A 16,023-nucleotide genomic window follows, 5' to 3' on the forward strand; every position below is an offset into this window, starting at 1 on the left:
GGGTGGGGCGGGGGCGCGGGTGGGCCCCGCCGGTCGGCGGGCCCCACCCGGCAGGCTACCGGCGCGGCGCCGGTCAGCGGCCGCGCAGCCGCCGCACGAGGATGCTCGCGTCGCCCCGGGACTCCAGGTCGGCGAGGACCACCGCCACCGCCTCGCGGACGATGCGGCCGCGGTCGACGGCGAGGCCGTGCTCGCCGCGCAGGACCAGCCGGGCGTGTTCGAGGTCCATGAGCTCCTCGGCGGAGACGTAGACCGTGATCTTCTCGTCGTGGCGTTCCCGGCCGCTGGGGCGCCGGTTGGCGCCGCGTCCGCCGCCGCGCCTGCGCTGCTGCTGGACGGCCGGGGTCGGCTTTGCCGGGGCGGCGGCCGGGGACCGGTCGCCGGATGCGGCGGGGTCACCGGCGGCGGCCTGGCGGTCGCCCTCCGCGCCGCGGCCACGCGCATCGTCGGTGTCGGCGGAGGCGGAGGCGTGCTCCTCACCGCCCTCGGGCCGACGGCCGGCCGGATCGCTCTCCCCCGCCGGTGCGGGCACCCGGGGCTCGCCGTTCGCCTTGCGTCGCCGGTCCGCCGGGGAGGAGGACTGCAGGCCCATCCCTCCCCCGGTGGTGCGGAACAGTTCGTCGGCCCCCGGCAGACTCACTCGGCGTGACACCGGGCGAGCACCTCCCTGGCGAGCTGGCGATAGGCGGCGGCACCGACCGAGTTGGAGGCGTATGTGGTGATCGGCTCACCGGCGACCGTGGTCTCCGGGAAGCGGACCGTGCGCCCGATGACCGTGTGGTAGACGTGCTCGTCGAAGGCCTCGACGACCCGGGCGAGGACCTCGCGGCTGTGCACCGTACGGGAGTCGTACATGGTGGCGAGGATGCCGTCGAGCTCCAGCTCGGGGTTGAGCCGCTCCTGGACCTTCTCGATGGTCTCGGTGAGCAGCGCCACCCCGCGCAGCGCGAAGAACTCGCACTCCAGCGGCACTATGACCTTGTGAGCGGCCGTCAGGGCGTTCACGGTGAGCAGGCCCAGCGAGGGCTGGCAGTCGATCACGATGTAGTCGTAGTCGGCCATCAGCGGCTTCAGGGCCCGCTGGAGGGTGGACTCGCGGGCCACCTCGCTGACGAGCTGCACCTCGGCGGCCGAGAGGTCGATGTTGCTCGGCAGCAGGTCCATGTTCGGGACGGCGGTCTTCAGCAGCACCTCGTCGGCCGCCATGCCCCGCTCCATGAGCAGGTTGTAGACGGTGAGGTCGAGCTCCATCGGGTTGACCCCGAGGCCGACGGAGAGGGCGCCCTGCGGGTCGAAGTCGACGAGCAGGACGCGGCGCCCGTACTCGGCGAGCGCGGCACCCAGGTTGATGGTCGACGTGGTCTTGCCGACGCCGCCCTTCTGGTTGCACATCGCGATGATCTTCGCGGGGCCGTGGTCGCTCAGGGGGCCCGGGATCGGGAAGTACGGCAGGGGCCGTCCGGTCGGGCCGATGCGCTCGCGGCGCTGGCGCGCGGCGTCGGGCGCGAGCGTGGCCGCGTACTCCGGATCGGGCTCGTACTCGGCGTCGGGGTCGTAGAAGTGCCCCTCGGGCACCTCGGCGAAGTCGGCGAAGCGGTCGGTGTTCCGGCCACTCTCGTTGCCGGCCGTGGCGTTCACGTGTAGGCCGTCCATCATCTGGGGGGCTGTCGTCATGTGCTGTTGGGTGGCGAAGGTGCGGACAGCGACGGAGCCGACAGCTTCGAGCCCGATCGGGCTCAGACCCCGTGCAGGCATCCCTGGTTGACCACCCCCGGGAGTAATTGTCGACTCATTCACAAGTCGTCTTACCTCCTTGGACGTGACCAGGAAACTTATCGATAGGTCAGCGTGGCACCATGCCGACGATTGGCGACTCTATGGCGTGCCACCCGTCCGCAGCAACACAATCCGCCGGACCCGGCCCGATGTGTCGGCAATCGAACGTCTCGCTGTCAAGGGCGCACAGCGACCAAGCCGCACATTTCGCCGCCGCACGAATCGGGTAAAGGGTTACGTTCGAGGCGAGTTGCACAAGGGCCTCATGGGGCCCGATACACCTCCGGCCGGACCTTGCTCGGCAAGGTCCGGCCGGAGGTGCGATGTTGACGGAGGGTGTTGACCCGTCAGCCGAGCAGGGCGCTCAGCTCGACGTGCGGCAGGCCGTGCGCCTCGGCCACCTCACGGTAAACGACCTGGCCCTCATGGGTGTTGAGGCCCTTGGCCAGCGCGGCGTCGCGGCGCAGGGCGTCGGCCCAGCCACGGTTCGCGAGCTCCACGATGTACGGGAGCGTGGCGTTGGTGAGCGCGTAGGTGGAGGTGTTGGGGACCGCGCCGGGCATGTTGGCGACGCAGTAGAAGACCGAGTCGTGGACCTGGAAGGTCGGCTCGGCGTGGGTGGTCGGGTGCGAGTCCTCGAAGCAGCCGCCCTGATCGATTGCGATGTCGACAAGTACACTTCCGGGCTTCATCTTGGCGACGAGCTCGTTGGTGACCAGCTTCGGGGCCTTGGCTCCGGGGATCAGCACGGCGCCGATGACGAGATCGGCCTCGACGACGGCCTTCTCCAGCTCGAAGGCGTTGGAGACGACGGTCTGCACCTTGGTGCCGAAGACCTTGTCGGCCTCGCGCAGCTTGTTGATGTCGCGGTCGAGCAGCGTGACGTGGAAGCCGAGGCCCACGGCGATCTGCGTGGCGTTCCAGCCGGAGACGCCGCCGCCGATGACGACGGCCCGGCCGGCGTGGGTGCCGGGGACGCCACCGGGGAGCACGCCGCGGCCGCCGACCGAGCGCATCAGGTGGTACGCGCCGACCTGCGGGGCGAGGCGGCCCGCGACCTCGGACATCGGGGCCAACAGCGGCAGGGCGCGGTTCGCGGTCTCGACCGTCTCGTAGGCGATGGCGGTGGTGCCGGAGGCCAGCAGCGCGTCGGTGCACGCACGGGAGGCGGCCAGGTGCAAGTAGGTGAAGAGGGTCTGGTCCTTGCGGAGGCGGTGGTACTCCTCGGCGACCGGCTCCTTGACCTTGAGCAGCAGGTCGGCGGTGGCCCACACCTCGTCGGCGGTGTCCAGGATCCGCGCGCCGGCGGCGACGTACTCCCCGTCCGGGATGGACGAGCCGACGCCGGCGTCCCGCTCGATGACGACCTGGTGGCCGTGGCGGACGAGCTCATGCACTCCGGCGGGGGTGATCGCCACCCGGAACTCGTTGTTCTTGACTTCGCGGGGGATGCCGACCTTCACGTCGATCACGGTCCTTGGCTCGGAGGGTAATCCGGGCGCATACCTACAGACCCGGACATACACAGCATAAATGGAGACGCCACGAACGGACGCGGCAGAGCCAGTCTAATGAAGGACTTCGCGCTGTCTAGCCTTACAAAGCATTAACTTTCTGTCGAAGCACTGCGGATTTCGTAGGCAGAACCCTCCTCGCCCAGCAATCTGTCGGCGGCGGCCCGGTGCAGCCGGGCCGCCGCCGCGTCGCCGAGCCGGTCCAGGGTGTCGGCCAGCCGGAGCTGCAGCGCCGCCTGAAGCCGCACGTCATCGGCGCGACGGGCCAGCTCGGCCGCCTCCCGGCAGGTGTGCAGCGAGTCGTGCGGCCGTCCCGCGTACTCCTGCACCCGGGCGGCCTCGCTGAGCGCCCGCGCCTGGGCCGCCAGGTCGCCGAGCCTGCGGTGGCCCGCCGCGGCGGCCCGCCAGTTCCGCAGCGCCTCGCCGTACCGCCCGGCGTAGCTGTGGACGGCGCCGAGCCGCCCGTAGAGGCGGGCCTCGTCCGCCCGCTCGCCCTGGGTGAGGCGCTGGGCGAGCGCCCGGCCGTACCAGTCGGAGGCCCGGTGGTAGTCGCCGAGCTCGGCGTACGTACTGCCTACGGATTCCATCGCGCGGCCCGTCGCGTACAGGTCTCCGGCGGCCCGTCCGGCGTCCAGCGCGGCCCGGTAGCGGGTCAGGGCGTCCCGGGGACGGCCGGTGCGCGCGTCCAGGTCGGCGAGGTTCAGCAGGGCCGCCGCCTGCTCGCGGGGCAGATCGCGGCGGACGGCCACGTCCAGGACCAGGCCGTGCAGCCCGTACAGCTCGGGGGCGGCGGCCTCGGTGCCCCGGTGCGCGGCCAGCGCCCGCACCAGTGCGGCGACCAGGCGCCGGGCCAGGGTGTCCAGCTCCCCGTCGGCCACCGCGAGCCGGGCGGAGGCGAGCAGGGCGGGCCGGCGCAGCAGCAGCCAGACGCCCGCCTCCTCCGCGCTGGGGAAGCGCAGGGAGCGCGGCAGCCCGGCGACCTTGCGGTGGGCGGTGGAGCCCGCCGGCTCGGTGACCGCCCGGCAGGCCTGGAGCCGGCGCACGGTCCGCTCCAGCATCCGGGCGCGGGCCAGCTGGATCTCGGCGGGCCGGTCCCGGTCCTCCAGCAGGGCCCGCAGCATCGGGGCGAGGCAGCCGGGGATGCCGTACTGCGGGTGGGCGGCGCCGTCCGTCCGCAGCAGCCCGAGCCTCACGAAGTCGTCCAGCGTCGCCTGGGCGGCCGAGACCGAGCAGCCGGCCAGCGCGGAGGCGGTGTGGGCGTCGGCGAGCCCGGCGGGAGCGAGGGCGAGGAGGCGCAGTATCCGGGCGGCGGCCTGCGGCAGGGAGTCGTGGACGAGGCGGAAGGCGCGGGCCAGCGGGCGGGCGCCGGTGGGCTGCTGGTCGCCGGAGTCGGGGAGTTCGTGGAGCTGTTTGGTGACATCGGCCACGGAGGCCATGGGGTGGGCGGCGAGCCAGCCGCCGATCAGGGCGAGCGCGGCGGGCTGCCCCCCGCACTCCTCGGCCAGGCTCTCCGCGGTGCGCGGGTCGACGGTGATGCGGACCTGGCCGATGGCGCGGGCCAGCAGCCGGACGGCGGCGCCCGCCTCAAGACCGCCGATGGTGCAGGGCCGTACGTCGGGGATTCCGGTCAGCGGGCCGGTCGCGGTGGCGAGGACCAGGCAGTCCGGGTTCTCCGGGAGCAGCGGGTCGACCTGTTCGGCGTCGGCCGCGTCGTCGAGGAGCAGGACCAGCCGGCGTACGGCGAGGGCCTCGCGGACCATCGCGGAGAGTTCGTCCTGGTCGGCGCCGGGCGGCACGGCTACGTCGAGCAGGCCGAGGATCTCGCTCGCGGTGCGTTCGGTGGGGACGGGTTCACCGCCGGGTTCGGTGAGGCCGACCCGGAGCACCCCGTCGGGATAGTCGCCGGAGCCCGTACCGGGAACGGCCCAGGGCAGCGCGCCCGTTCCGGTTTCCGGTCCGGAGGCGTCGGCCGGGGCCGTGCCCGTACCGGTGAGCGCGCCCGCGAGTTCGGCGGCGAGGGCGCTGCGGCCCGAGCCCGGGCGGCCGGCGATGAGCAGGACCCGGGCGCGGGGGGTCTTACGGCCGGCCAGGGTGTCCAGGCCGGTGCGCTCGATGTCCGCCCGCAGGTCCTTCAACTCGCGTTCCCGGCCGAAGAACCGGGGCGGGGCGGCGCCGGGCGGCTCCTCGGTCCCCGCAGCTTCGGCCGGGCCGCTGGTGTCCACCGCCTGATCGGTCACGAGCCACGCTCCACTTCGCTGCACGCGGTGCCCGCCGGAACTCCGGACGGGGCCTTTCGAGCGTAGTTCAGCGGTGGTGTGGATCACTGCGGAGCGGGGCGGAGCACGGGAGAACATCCCCCGATCGGATCAGCATTTCTTACGATCATCGTTTCGGACGATCGGCCAGCCAGGGGCCGGAAAGGGGAGCGGGCGGGCCGTCAAGCCTTGAGCGGACGGGCCGTCAGGCCTCGAAGGGACGGGCCGGCCAGGGAGCCTCGGCGGGACGGAGCGAGTGGACGCCGTCGCCCGAGAGGACGGCGGTGAGCGCGAGCACCCCGACGACCAGGCAGTTGTTGTGCAGGTCCCCCGCGATCACCGAGCGCACCAGCTCGGGCAGCGGGACGCGGGCCTGCTCCATGTCGGCCTCCTCCTCGGCGACCGCGAACCGCTCGCCCTCCACGTCGGAGAGGCCGCGGGCGAGGAAGATCCGTACGGCCTCGTCGCAACCGCCGGGCGTGGTGTAGACGTCGGTCAGCACCCGCCAGTCCTCGGCCTTGACGTGCGCCTCCTCGTACAGCTCGCGCTGGGCGGCGTGCAGCGGGTTCTCGCCGGGCACGTCGAGCAGTCCGGCCGGGATCTCCCAGAGCCGCCGGCGTACCGGGTGGCGGTACTGGCGTACCACGATGACCTGGTCGTCCTCGTCGACCGCGAGGATCGCGACGGAGCCGGGGTGGACCTGGTAGTCACGGCCGTGGACGGAGCCGTCGGGCATGACCACCTGGTCGGTGCGGACGCTGGTCTTGTTGCCGGTGAAGGGGGTGACGGTCGCGGTGACCTGCCACTCCTCGGGCGTGTCCTGGATACCCATGTGCGTCCTCCCACGTACAGAACGAGAAACCGGGGCACGGTGTCCGTGCGGGATCCGTACCCCGGTCAACCGTAGTGCCTCGGAGCTACTGGCCCGCGCCGACCTTGCGCTCGACGGCCGCCTTCACCAGGCCCGCGAAGAGCGGGTGCGGGCGGGTGGGGCGGGAGCGGAGCTCGGGGTGGGCCTGGGTGGCGACCAGGTAGGGGTGGACCTCGCGCGGGTACTCGACGTACTCCACGAGCTTGTTGTCCGGAGAGGTGCCGGAGAACATCAGTCCGGCCTTCTTCTCCAGCTCACCGCGGTAGGCGTTGTTGACCTCGTAGCGGTGGCGGTGACGCTCCTCCACGTACGGCTCGCCGGCGTACGCCTCGCGTACCAGGGAGCCCTCGGCGAGCTTGGCCGGGTAGAGGCCGAGCCGCATGGTGCCGCCGAGGTCGCCCGCGCCCTCGACGTAGGCGAGCTGCTCCTCCATGGTCGAGATGACCGGGTGGGAGGTGGCCGCGTCGAACTCGGTGGAGTTGGCGTCGGGGATCTCGGCCAGCGAGCGGGCCGCCTCGATCACGATGCACTGGAGGCCGAGGCACAGGCCCAGCAGCGGGACCTTGTTCTCGCGGGCGTAGCGGATGGCGCCGACCTTGCCGTCGACACCGCGCTCGCCGAAGCCGCCGGGGATGAGGATCCCGTCGACGTCGCCCAGGTGCTCGGCGGCACCGGCCGCGGTCCGGCAGTCGTCGGAGGTGACCCACTTCACCTTGACCCGGGCCTTGTTGGCGAAACCGCCGGCCCGGATGGCCTCGGTGACCGAGAGGTAGGCGTCGGGCAGGTCGATGTACTTGCCGACCAGGGCGACGGTGACCTCGTGGTCGGGGTTGTGGACGCGGTCCAGGAGGTCGTCCCAGGTGGTCCAGTCGACGTCCCGGAAGGGCAGGTCGAGCTTGCGGACGACATAGGCGTCCAGGCCCTCGGTGTGCAGCACCTTGGGGATGTCGTAGATCGACTTGGCGTCGATCGCGGCGACGACCGCGGCCTCGTCGACGTCGCACATCAGCGAGATCTTGCGCTTGATGGAGGTCGGGACCTCACGGTCGGCACGCAGCACGATGGCGTCCGGCTGGATACCGATGTTGCGCAGGGCGGCCACCGAGTGCTGGGTCGGCTTGGTCTTCAGCTCGCCGGAGGGGCCGATGTAGGGCAGCAGCGAGATGTGCACCACGAAGACGTTGTCGCGGCCGACCTCGTGGCGGACCTGGCGGACGGTCTCCAGGAAGGGCAGGGACTCGATGTCGCCGACCGTGCCGCCGACCTCGGTGATGACGACGTCCACGTCGTCGGTGGCCATGCGGCGGATGCGGTGCTTGATCTCGTTGGTGATGTGCGGGATGACCTGGACGGTGTCGCCCAGGTACTCGCCGCGCCGCTCCTTGGCGATGACCTGCGAGTAGACCTGGCCGGTCGTCACGTTGGCGGAGCCGTCGAGGTCCACGTCGAGGAAGCGCTCGTAGTGGCCGATGTCCAGATCGGTCTCGGCGCCGTCGTTGGTGACGAACACCTCACCGTGCTGGAAGGGGTTCATCGTGCCGGGGTCGACGTTGAGGTAGGGGTCGAGCTTCTGCATCGTGACCCGCAGGCCACGTGCCTTGAGCAGGGCACCCAGGCTGGAGGCAGTCAGACCCTTGCCGAGGGAGGAGGCGACACCCCCGGTGACGAAGATGTGCTTGGTCGTCGTGGATGTGGGCTGCATAGCCAAAGGGGGCTCCCGTGGTCGCGGTTGTGAGGTGCGTACCGGCCGCCCAACCGGGGGTTCCGGGGGCGCCGTCGCTGCGGTTCGGGGGCCTCGTCCGCTCTCGGGCACGACCACCGGTCCACGGGCTACCAGGGTAACAGCGACGGGGGGAGGCTGCTTCCGGCCACACCCTGCACAAGGGGGTCACACCATCACCCCAGTCGTTTCACGTCCCACCCGATCAGCGCAGAGATCTTGCGGGGACCGTCGCGCGGATCTTCGTACCGCGTCGTATCCTGCTCGGACACTCGCTGCCGAGACGGCCGGGCGGCGGCACCACCTGGGCCCGCTACCGGTACAGGAACTCGTCGGTTCCTCCAGGGTGAGAGACCCTATGACCCAACGACCCCCTTGACCCAGTAAGCGCCCCCGACGGGGGCGACATGGCCGTTCGACTGGAGACGCACGTGGCCGGGCGCATCGAGGATTACGCACTCATCGGAGACATGCAGACCGCCGCCCTGGTCTGCCGGGACGGCACGGCGGACTGGCTGTGCCTTCCCCGCTTCGATTCGCACGCCGTCTTCGCAGGACTGCTGGGCACCGAGGAGCACGGCTTCTGGCGCCTGGGTCCGGCGAGGGCGGAAGGCACCGAGCCGCTGTCGGCGGACCGGCGCCGCTACCGCGGTGACTCCCTCATCCTGGAATCGGAGTGGGACACACCGCGCGGCACCGTACGGGTGACCGATTTCATGCCACCGCGAGACGGGGCGCCCCAACTGATCCGGATCGTGGAGGGCGTCAGCGGCCGGGTGCCGATGCGCTCGGAGCTGCGGATGCGCTTCAGCTACGGCCGGGTGACCCCGTGGGTGCACAAGGTGGACAGCCGTACGGTCGCCGTCGCGGGGCCGGACTCCGTCTGGCTGGACACCGACGCGGACACCTACGGCAAGAACCTGACCACCTACTCCGACTTCACCGTCGGCCCCGGCGACCGGGTGGCCTTCACGATCAGCTGGCAGCCCTCGCACCGCGAGCCGCCCGCCCTCCCCGATCCGGAGGGGGCCCTGGAGGCGACCGAGCTGTTCTGGCGCGAGTGGGTCGATCAGTGTACGTACCACGGGCCCTATCGGGAGGCGGTCGTCCGCTCCCTGATCACCCTCAAGGCACTGACGTACGCCCCGACCGGCGGCATCGTCGCCGCACCGACCACCTCGCTCCCCGAGGAGATCGGGGGCGTACGGAACTGGGACTACCGCTACACCTGGCTGCGGGACGCCGCGATCACGCTCTCCTCGCTGCTGCGCACCGGCTACCGCGAAGAGGCCCGTGCCTGGCGCGAGTGGCTGCTGCGGGCGGTGGCGGGCGACCCGGAGAACCTGCAGATCATGTACGGCATCGCCGGTGAGCGCGAGCTCGGCGAGGCGGAGCTGGACTGGCTGCCCGGCTACGAGAACTCCGGCCCGGTCCGCGTCGGCAACGGCGCGGCCAACCAGCTCCAGCTCGACGTGTACGGCGAGGTCACCGAGGCCCTGCACCTGGCGCACATGACCGGGCTGACCCGCAACGACTACGCGATGGGCCTCCAGCTCAAGCTGATCGAGTACCTGGAGAAGCACTGGGAGGAGCCGGACGAGGGCATCTGGGAGGTGCGCGGGCCGCGCCGGCACTTCGTGCACTCCAAGGTGATGGCGTGGGTCGCGGTCGACCGGACGATCAAGCTGGTCGAGTCCGGGGACGTCGAGGGACCGCTGGAGCGGTGGTACGAGCTCCGCGACGACATCCACCGGGACGTCTGCGAGCGCGGCTACGACAAGGAGCGCAACACCTTCACCCAGTCCTACGGGTCGAAGGAGCTGGACGCCTCCCTGCTGCTCATCCCGCAGATGGGCTTCCTGCCGCCGGACGACAAGCGGGTCATCGGCACGATCGAGGCGATCCAGCGGGAGCTGTCCACGGAGGACGGCTTCATCCTGCGCTACCCCACCGAGGGTGAGGACGCGGGCGTCGACGGCCTGGCCGGCGACGAGGGCGCGTTCCTGGCCTGCTCGTTCTGGATGGCCGACGACCTGGCGATGATCGGCCGGGTCGACGAGGCGCGCCAGCTGTTCGAGAAGCTGCTGGCGCTCCGCAACGACCTGGGACTGCTGGCCGAGGAGTGGGACTCCAACCTCCAGCGCCAGGTGGGGAACTTCCCGCAGGCCTTCAGCCACGTTCCGCTGATCGACACGGCGCTGCGGCTGACGGCGAGCGGCGCGTACGTCGGCTGAGCCGTCGCTGTCCGTGATGGTGGCCGCCCCCGGTTCTTCGGGGGCGGCCATCGCGCGTCTCAGGGTCCGGCCACCGTGCGTCTCAGGGTGCGGCCATCGTGCGTCTCAGGGTGCGGTGAGTGGTTCGGCCTCGTACGCGCGGTGCAGCGCCTCCAGGAAGCGGGGCGCGTCGGGCAGTTCGGTGGTGCCGATCCGGTGGACGGGCACGCCCGGGGTCCAGGAGTTCATGACGGCCGCGCCGGCGAGGGCGGGGAGGTCGCCCGCGCTGACTGCCGTGACCCGCTGGTCGATGCCGAGCGCGGCCAGCTGTCGGCAGACGATGCCCAGCGTCGTTCCGGTGAGAATCCGGCCTTCGGGCCACACCACCGACGCACCGTCCCAGAACGCCAGGTTCCAGATCGTCGCCTCGCTGAGCCGACCGTGCCGGTCCAGGAAGGCGGCGTCGTCGAAGCCCGCGGCGACGGCCTGCCGGAGCAGGTGCGTCTTGGCGACCTCGCCGACGTGCTTGACGTGCGGCAGGAACCGTTCGTGTTCCGTCGTCGCCAGGGCGAGCGGGCCGCCGGGGCCGGAGGACGGCGGCCCGGTCCGCACCAGGAGGGCGAGGTCGGCGTCGGCCGCGGTGAACTCTCCGGCCGCGGAGTACACCGTGGCCGTCAGTGAGAGGTCGGCCGGTCCGGCGCGGAGTGCGGTACGCAGGTGGGCGCGGACCTCGTCCTCGGGCAGGGTCCGGCCGAACAGCTCCACCGACGCGGACCGCAGCCGCTCCAGATGGAGATCCAGGCCGCGGACCCGGCCGTCGCGGACCTGCATCGCGGTGAAGTGGGCGTGGCCCGCGAAGGCGAGCGGCGCGAGGTCGCCGGCGGTCGCCGTCCGGCCGTTGACGTGCACGGGGTGAGGGGAATCTGCGCTCATGGACGGGACGTTAGGGCTTGACATCGGTGACAAGGTCAAGTCCGACGGGCGGGAAGGCGCGGGGGAACATGCTGATCGGGGAATTGTCGCGGCGGACGGGCGTCAGTGCGCGGTCGCTGCGGTACTACGAGGCGCAGGGGCTGCTGGAGGCCCGGCGCGGGGCGAACGGCTATCGCGGCTACGACGAGGACGCGGTCTCCTCCGTGCGGAAGATCCGTGCGCTGCTGCGGGCCGGGCTCTCCACCGAGGTGATCCGTCAGGTGCTGCCGTGCGCCCGGGGCGAGCAGCCGGGGTTCGACTGGTGTGCGGAGCTGCGGGCGATCCTGGACGGGGAGCTGGCGGAGCTGGACGAGCAGATCGACGCGTTGCGGCGCAGCCGCGGGGCGCTGGTGGGGCTGCTGGCCGGCGGTGACGTGCGCCGTCCGGCCCCCCGGAGCACCGGGGGCCGGGGGTTGTCTCACTCGAAGGCCGCTGCCGCCTGCTTGAGCGCGGCGGCCACCGCCTCCGGCGAGTCGGGGCCGGGCTCCCCGGGGGTGTAGGTGACCGAGCCCAGGACGCCTCCGTAGCGGAACGAGCGGTGGCGTTCGAACAGGGGCCAGGAGACCGGGGACTTGCGGTCGATGCCGACGCTGATGCCCTGGAACGGGGCCATGCCGATGAGCTGGTGGACGCTGGGCGGGGCAGCCCTCACCTCGCCGTCGACGCTGACGGTGAACGACCAGCGCAGGCCCTTCTCCGCCGCGGCGGAGAGCACGACCACGTGTCTCCCCGGCGCGAGCGGACCCGCGTCCGTCTCGTGCAGCACGCCGTACTCGTTGTACGCGAGGTGCAGCCGCCCGTCCTCGACGTACAGGCTGTAGCCGCCGCCCTGGTCGCCGTGGGAGACGAGCACCCCCTCCCCCGTCTCGTCGACGGCCACGGTGATCTCGAAGGAGCGCAGGGAGACCAGCCGGGAGGAGCGGTAGCGCTCCAGCTCCGGGGTGCCGGGCAGCAGGGTCAGGGGGCGGGTCAGCCGTTGTTCGGCGGGGTTGCGGCGAGCCAGTGCGCCGCTGCCGTCGGGGAGGGGGAAGACCCCGTTGCGCCAGGCGGCCGCCTCCCAGGCCTGCGACAACTCCGCGACCAGGCCGGGCTGTTCGGCGGCCAGGTCGTGGATCTCGGTGGGGTCGGTGCGGATGTCGTACAGCGCCCACTCGGAGTCGTCGTAGGGGGTGCCGGGGCGGTGGAGGGTGACGAGCTTGCGGCCGTCGCGGTAATAACTGCGGTTGCCGGTCATCTCGCAGTACTGCTCGGGGTGGGTGGAGGCGTGGTCCGGGTCGGCGAGCACAGAGGTGAAGCTGCTGCCGTCCAGTTCCTGGAGGGGGACCCCGCGCCGCTCGGCCGGGCGGTCGAGGCCGACCAGTCGCAGGAGGGTGGGGGCGATGTCGGTGACGTACTGGTACTGCGGGCGCACCCCGGGCGCGAGCAGCCCTTCGCGGGCGCCCCGGGGCCAGGACAGGACGAACGGGACGCGGACCCCGCCGGCGTACGTGTGCCCCTTGTAGAGCCGGAAGGGGGTGTTGGAGGCCATGCCCCAGCCGCGCGGGTAGTGGACCAGGCTGCGCGGGCCACCGATGAGTGCGGGGTCGCGGTCGACGTCGGGGGTCCAGTCGCCGGGGAGGGCGGGGTGGTGGACGAAGCGGCTGAAGTAGGAGCGGGTGCCTTCGGCGCCGCCCTCGCCGGTGCCGCCGTTGTCGGAGGTGAAGACAATGATGGTGTTGTCGAGTTCACCGAGCGCTTCGAGGGTGTCGGTGAGCCGGGCCAGGTTCTGGTCGATGTTGTCGACGAGCGCCGCGTACACCTCCATGTACCGGGCGTAGAGCCTCTGTTGCTCCTGGTCAAGGCTGTCCCAGGCGGGGACGTCGAGTCCGGCCTCGCTGTTGCGGTCGGGCAGTTCGGTGCCGGGCGGGAGGAGTCCGGCGGCGAGCTGGGCGGCGAAGCGGCGTGTCCGCAGGACGTCCCAGCCCTCGTCGTAGCGGCCCTGGTGGCGGGCGATGTCCTCGGCCTTGGCCTGGAGCGGGCCGTGGACGGCGTTGTGGGCGAGGTAGAGGAAGAACGGCTTGTCGGGGTCGTGGGCGCGCAGTGACTTCACCATGGAGATCGCCTGGTCGGTGATGTCGTCGGTGTAGTAGTAGTCGTCCGCGAACTCATCGATGTCCAAGGGGCTGTTGTCGCGGACCAGTTGGTGGGGATGGAAGAGGCTGGTGAGTCCTTCGAGGACACCGTAGTACTGGTCGAAGCCCTTGTTCAGCGGCCAGTTGTCCCGGTCATCGGCCGTGTTGGAGGCGGAGTCGCGGACCAGGTGCCACTTGCCGACCGCGTAGGTGGCGTAGCCGGTGTCGTGGAGCAGTTCGGCCAGGGTGGGGATGTCGTCGGCGATCTCCATGCCGTAACCGGGGAAGCCGGGGTCGGAGTTGGCGACCATGGCGTAGCCGACGCGGTGCGGGTTGAGGCCGGTGAGCAGGGCCGCGCGGGCCGGGGAGCAGAGCGGCATGGTGTGGTAGTTGGAGAGCCGGACGCCCTCGGTGGCCAGGGTGTCGAGGGTCGGCGTGGCGATCTCGGAGCCGAACGGGCCGATGTCGCTGTAGCCCATGTCGTCGACGAGGACGACCACGATGTTGGGGGCCTTCTCGCCGGGGGCCCTGCGCGGCGGCCAGGCCGGCTGCGACTCGGCGAAGGTGCGGCCGATCCGGCCGGGGAAGCCGTCGTAGGGGTCGCGGCGGGTGCGGTCGGTGGTCATCGGCTGGGCTCTCCGTCATGGCTGGGGTGGTGGTCTGACGCGGGAAACAGGCGGGCCAGTTCGTCGGCGAGCGCGGCGAGTTGAGGTCGCGCGGGGTGGCCGGTGAAGGCGGCGATCTGGAGGAGGGTGGAGTCGCCCCGGACGGTGAGCAGCTCGGTGTCGAGCAGGCCGGGGACGGCCCGGCGGATCGCGTCGGCTGCTGCCGGTTCGGCCAGGAGGTCCGCCAGGGGGGTACGGAGGTTGAGCACGCCCTCCGTGAACTCGTCGGAGCGTGCGGCGGGTTGGCGTCCCGTCTCGGCCCGCTCGCGCTGGACCTCGACCAGCAGGTGATCCTCGGTGACCTCCTCGGGGGTGTACGGGAGGCCGAGGCGGGCGTACTGGTCGGCGGGGGCGTCGTCGGCGCGCAGCCGCTCCGCCAGCAGCCGGGCCATGCGCAGCTCGACGCCGGTGTCGCTGACCGGCTTCTCCTGGTGCGGGTCGGCCGCCAGGTCGAAGAGGAGGGTGCCGAAGTCGAGCCCCGCGTCGAAGGTGAGCGTCTGCAATTGCTCGGCCTCGGTGTCGAGGTACTGCCGGTTCACCCAGTCCTGGCGCCAGAGGTCGCCCCGGGTGGCGCGCGGAGAGTCGGGGATGTCCGGGTCGGCGACCTGCCCCCTCCAGGCGTCGCCCTCCTGGCCCCGGAAGAACTCCCAGGAGTTGTACCGACCGTGGTAGGTCGCCCCACCGTCCTCCCAGTAGTGCTGGTGGTCGCTGACGAGATGGGTGTAGACACCGAGCCGCTTCAGGATCTCGGGCATGGAGTCGTCGAAGGGCTCCAACGGGCCCCAGCCCCGGTGGAGGAAGTTGTGCCGCCCGGTGTGGCGTTCGCGGCGGGCCGGCATGCAGGGCATGGAACCCGCGTAGCAGGTGTCGTAGGTGACCGTACGTTCCGCGAGGCGGCGGAAGTTGGGGGCATGGGTCCAGTCGGCACCGTACGGCGGCAGCAGGTGCCGGTTGAGGCTGTCGAACATCACCATGACGGCCCACACGCGGTGGTCCCTCCTTCCGTAGCGGTGGCGGTTGCTGCGAGAGGAGCCAGGTCGCGGGCGCGGCGGAACCCGCCGTGGCCGGTAGAGGAGTCGGGGGTGTTGTGGGAGCGGGCGGCGACCCGGTAGCGGTTGCAGTACGAGGCGTGGCAGAGGTAGGAGCCGCCCCGGATGACCCGTTCACCGGCCCCGACGGCGTCGGCGCACCACTCCCAGACGTTGCCGGAGGTGTTGTGGAGCCCGTAGCCGTTGGGCGCGTAGGCGGTGACGGGCACGGTGCCCGTGCGTCCGCCGGGCCGCTCCGAGCGGTGCGGGAAGCGGCCGAGCCAGGTGTTGCACATCTCCCGGCCGCCGGGGGTGAAGTCGTCGCCCCACGGATAGCGCGCCCCGTCCAGGCCGCCGCGTGCCGCGTACTCCCACTCCGCCTCGGTGGGCAGCCGGGTCCCGGTCCAGTCGCAGTAGGCGAGGGCGTCGTCGTACGAGATGTGGACGACCGGGTGGTCCGCGCGGTCCGCCAGGTCGGAGCCCGGCCCTTCCGGTGCGGCCCAGGACGCGCCGGTGACGCCGAGCCACCAGGGTGCGCCGGGCACCCGGCCGAGGACGTGGCGCTCGGCGGCCGTGGGGTGGAGCAGGAGGTGAAAGACGTAACTGCTGCCGTAGCGCTCGGCGTCGGTGCGGTAGCCGGTGGCGTCCGCGAAGGCCGCCCAGTCGGTGTTGGAGACGGCGGTGGTGTCGATGGCGAAGGGGGCCACGGTGACGTCCCGTACGGGCCCCTCCCGGTCGGCGAGGTAGCCCTCGCCGAAGGCGTCGCCCATGCGGAAGGTTCCGCCCGGGAGTTCGGCCATCCGCCCGGCCTCGGTGGTGACCGGCCGGCGTACGGCGGTGAGCGGCAGGAGAGTTGTGGCGCCCGGTGAACCCGCACAGGCGCGTCCCGGGGTGCAGC

The 16,023-nt window shown here is 71.8% G+C and carries 11 protein-coding genes and 1 pseudogene; 2 read left to right on the top strand and 10 right to left on the bottom strand.

Annotated features, from left to right (window positions below):
• Positions 1 to 73 precede the first annotated feature (73 nt).
• From ACIQAK_RS16560 to ACIQAK_RS16585, 6 genes are all read right to left on the bottom strand, one after another.
• Positions 74 to 640, bottom strand: coding sequence for a hypothetical protein (locus ACIQAK_RS16560; protein WP_401848226.1), 567 nt, complete (start codon positions 638 to 640; stop codon positions 74 to 76).
• Positions 637 to 1,755, bottom strand: coding sequence for a ParA family protein (locus ACIQAK_RS16565; protein ID WP_366392746.1), 1,119 nt, complete (start codon positions 1,753 to 1,755; stop codon positions 637 to 639). The genes ACIQAK_RS16560 and ACIQAK_RS16565 overlap by 4 nt, the downstream gene beginning before the upstream one ends.
• A gap of 368 nt (positions 1,756 to 2,123) precedes the next feature.
• Positions 2,124 to 3,239: an alanine dehydrogenase gene (ald, locus tag ACIQAK_RS16570; protein WP_366392749.1), complete on the bottom strand. Its 1,116-nt coding sequence runs from the start codon at positions 3,237 to 3,239 to the stop codon at positions 2,124 to 2,126.
• A gap of 143 nt (positions 3,240 to 3,382) precedes the next feature.
• Positions 3,383 to 5,527 carry a tetratricopeptide repeat protein gene (locus tag ACIQAK_RS16575; RefSeq protein WP_366392745.1) on the bottom strand — a complete coding sequence of 715 codons (2,145 nt, stop codon included), beginning with the start codon at positions 5,525 to 5,527 and terminating at the stop codon, positions 3,383 to 3,385.
• Positions 5,528 to 5,750: 223 nt separating this feature from the next.
• The gene (locus tag ACIQAK_RS16580) at positions 5,751 to 6,377 is read right to left on the bottom strand and encodes an NUDIX hydrolase (RefSeq protein ID WP_366392744.1); all 627 of its coding nucleotides are present in this window, start codon (positions 6,375 to 6,377) and stop codon (positions 5,751 to 5,753) included.
• 85 nt (positions 6,378 to 6,462) lie between these two features.
• Positions 6,463 to 8,118, bottom strand: a complete 1,656-nt coding sequence (locus tag ACIQAK_RS16585; protein WP_366392743.1) for a CTP synthase — start codon at positions 8,116 to 8,118, stop codon at positions 6,463 to 6,465.
• Between the two features lie 449 nt (positions 8,119 to 8,567).
• Here ACIQAK_RS16585 and ACIQAK_RS16590 point away from each other — a divergent pair, with 449 nt between their 5' ends.
• Positions 8,568 to 10,370, top strand: coding sequence for a glycoside hydrolase family 15 protein (locus tag ACIQAK_RS16590; protein ID WP_366392748.1), 1,803 nt, complete (start codon positions 8,568 to 8,570; stop codon positions 10,368 to 10,370).
• A 105-nt stretch (positions 10,371 to 10,475) separates the two neighbouring features.
• On the opposite strand, the gene ACIQAK_RS16595 is transcribed toward ACIQAK_RS16590, so the two are convergent.
• Entirely contained in the window at positions 10,476 to 11,282 is an 807-nt protein-coding gene (locus tag ACIQAK_RS16595; protein WP_366392742.1) for an aminotransferase class IV family protein, read from the bottom strand.
• A gap of 68 nt (positions 11,283 to 11,350) precedes the next feature.
• On the opposite strand from ACIQAK_RS16595, the pseudogene ACIQAK_RS16600 reads away from it, so the two are divergent.
• Positions 11,351 to 11,683: pseudogene (locus tag ACIQAK_RS16600) on the top strand (MerR family transcriptional regulator); the annotation flags it as partial.
• A gap of 56 nt (positions 11,684 to 11,739) precedes the next feature.
• Here the strand turns inward: ACIQAK_RS16600 and ACIQAK_RS16605 are convergent.
• From ACIQAK_RS16605 to ACIQAK_RS16615, 3 genes are read right to left on the bottom strand one after another with little or no spacing between them, the layout of a single operon-like run.
• The gene (locus tag ACIQAK_RS16605; protein WP_366392740.1) at positions 11,740 to 14,058 is read right to left on the bottom strand and encodes an arylsulfatase; all 2,319 of its coding nucleotides are present in this window, start codon (positions 14,056 to 14,058) and stop codon (positions 11,740 to 11,742) included.
• On the bottom strand, positions 14,055 to 15,071 hold the full coding sequence (locus tag ACIQAK_RS16610; protein WP_401848229.1) for a sulfatase-like hydrolase/transferase: 1,017 nt from the start codon (positions 15,069 to 15,071) through the stop codon (positions 14,055 to 14,057). The genes ACIQAK_RS16605 and ACIQAK_RS16610 overlap by 4 nt, the downstream gene beginning before the upstream one ends.
• A complete protein-coding gene (locus ACIQAK_RS16615) occupies positions 15,065 to 15,925 on the bottom strand; it encodes a formylglycine-generating enzyme family protein (protein WP_366392747.1) in 861 nt (286 codons plus the stop codon). The genes ACIQAK_RS16610 and ACIQAK_RS16615 overlap by 7 nt, the downstream gene beginning before the upstream one ends.
• Between the last annotated feature and the right edge of the window lie 98 nt (positions 15,926 to 16,023).

Source organism: Streptomyces sp. NPDC088706 (assembly GCF_044752765.1).
In the GTDB taxonomy this organism is placed as follows: Bacteria; Actinomycetota; Actinomycetes; order Streptomycetales; family Streptomycetaceae; genus Streptomyces.

Excerpts from the sequence above, each read along its gene's own strand:
- ACIQAK_RS16580 (WP_366392744.1), bottom strand. The coding sequence starts at position 6,377 with ATGGGTATCCAGGACACGCCCGAGGAGTGGCAGGTCACCGCGACCGTC.
- ACIQAK_RS16615 (WP_366392747.1), bottom strand. The coding sequence starts at position 15,925 with ATGGCCGAACTCCCGGGCGGAACCTTCCGCATGGGCGACGCCTTCGGC.
- ACIQAK_RS16565 (WP_366392746.1), bottom strand. The coding sequence starts at position 1,755 with ATGCCTGCACGGGGTCTGAGCCCGATCGGGCTCGAAGCTGTCGGCTCC.
- ACIQAK_RS16585 (WP_366392743.1), bottom strand. The coding sequence starts at position 8,118 with ATGCAGCCCACATCCACGACGACCAAGCACATCTTCGTCACCGGGGGT.
- ACIQAK_RS16610 (WP_401848229.1), bottom strand. The coding sequence starts at position 15,071 with ATGGTGATGTTCGACAGCCTCAACCGGCACCTGCTGCCGCCGTACGGT.
- ACIQAK_RS16605 (WP_366392740.1), bottom strand. The coding sequence starts at position 14,058 with ATGACCACCGACCGCACCCGCCGCGACCCCTACGACGGCTTCCCCGGC.
- ACIQAK_RS16595 (WP_366392742.1), bottom strand. The coding sequence starts at position 11,282 with ATGAGCGCAGATTCCCCTCACCCCGTGCACGTCAACGGCCGGACGGCG.